The organism is Microcystis sp. M53603_WE2, assembly GCF_030065435.1.
Window position 1 is genome coordinate 1 of the sequence record NZ_JASJFF010000816.1, and the last position, 1,485, is coordinate 1,485.

General features: G+C 46.1%; 3 protein-coding genes. All 3 read right to left on the reverse strand.

Features of this window, described 5'->3' with window-relative positions; genetic code table 11:
* A partial coding sequence (locus PX481_RS17395) for a bifunctional adenosylcobinamide kinase/adenosylcobinamide-phosphate guanylyltransferase (protein ID WP_288095201.1) occupies positions 1 to 174 on the reverse strand: 174 nt, incomplete at its 3' end.
* Positions 175 to 222: 48 nt separating this feature from the next.
* Positions 223 to 600 carry a phosphomannose isomerase type II C-terminal cupin domain gene (locus tag PX481_RS17400; RefSeq protein WP_002761188.1) on the reverse strand — a complete coding sequence of 126 codons (378 nt, stop codon included), beginning with the start codon at positions 598 to 600 and terminating at the stop codon, positions 223 to 225.
* Between the two features lie 153 nt (positions 601 to 753).
* The coding region (locus tag PX481_RS17405; protein WP_502888613.1) for a flotillin family protein at positions 754 to 1,485 on the reverse strand (732 nt) is incomplete at its 5' end.

Below are 1,485 nucleotides of genomic sequence, written 5' to 3' on the forward strand. Positions count from 1 at the left end.
GGAACGTCGCTGCCGGTGTCTTTCAATGCGATCGCACCATTCTTGATCTTTTTCATCCACCGAGGAGGTGGCGATATAAATAACGGGTTTTTGGCTGATTTTGGCTAAATATTCGGCCCATTCACTTTTCCCAGAACGGGCGGCCCCTGTAACTAGGATAATTTTTTTATCCACGATCGAGATTTTGGCAAATAACTAAAGTATATAGGGGAGAAAACTGTCCTATTCTGCATCATCCAAACGGTGAATATCATCATCTCCTAGATATTCGCCATTTTGCACCTCAATCATCACCAGAGGAATAGAACCGGGGTTTTCCACCCGATGACGGGTATTCATGGGAACGTATGTAGATTCTTTTTGTTTGAGGAGAGTTTCTTTTTCATCACAGATTACCCGCGCTGTGCCGGAGACGACAATCCAGTGTTCACTGCGATGGTAGTGCATTTGGGTACTCATCTGATGGCCGGGTTTAATGACAATGCGATTGATGCGATACCGGGGACCTTCCTCCAATACCGTCACTGTTCCCCAGGGGGGAGTCCGCGTCATTTCTATGTCTTGGGGATAAGGGGAGGGATCATTAATTAAGTCATCCATGGTGGTGGTCTCCAAACTTGATTAACATTCTAGTGGACGATAATCAGTAATCAGTAATCAGTGAACAGACAGGACTTTTACTGCCATTTAATACTGCTCACTTAATACTCTATCCTCCTACTGATAACTGATAACTGATCACTGATAACTGATTCAAGAGGGCAATTGTTTAAAATCAAAATTTGTCTCTTTTCCCTTGACAGATGGCTCGGTTTGTGCTAGGCGATTAGCCATTTGTACCAGATCCACCCCGGTAGCTTGACGCAATTGTTCAGCAAAGGCAGTCATTTTCGGGACAAGATTACCATCACCTCCGTCCACTACCGTCACCGTTTGCACCTGCACTTCTGGGACACTAGCGACCATTAATTTCAGCAATAACTCCAATTTTTGGTATAAAAAGATGTTTTTAGCGTTATTTCCCGCTCCTTGCCAAGAAGCCGCTAATTTTTTGGTTCCTTCCGCTTGCGCTTTCCCCTGTTCGATAATTTTGGCCGCTTCCCCCCGGGCTTTGGCGATCGCTTGTTGACATTCCGCTGCCGCAGGGGCGATCACATCTGCCTGTAATTGCTGTTTCACCTGCTTAATTCGGGCAGTTTGTACCGCCACTTCTGCCTGTACTTTAGCTAAATCGGACATAACCACCGATTCTACCTCGGCAATCATGGCGCCGCGCTTAGTTTGAGTGTCGCGCACCCGTTTTTCTGCGTCAGCTTTGGCTATTTCTAAATCTTTTTGGATACGACGCAAAGCGGTTAGGCGTAGATTCTCGGAATCCTTGATAATCGATGTTTTTCGGGCTTTTGCTTCTGCTATCCGGGCATCTCTCTGTAATTCGGCTTTTTGCTTCCGTCCGATCGAATCGAGATAACGCACCTCATCGGA

Bases quoted from the DNA above. Each gene is read 5' to 3' on its own strand.
- PX481_RS17400 (WP_002761188.1), bottom strand. From the start codon at position 600: ATGGATGACTTAATTAATGATCCCTCCCCTTATCCCCAAGACATAGAA.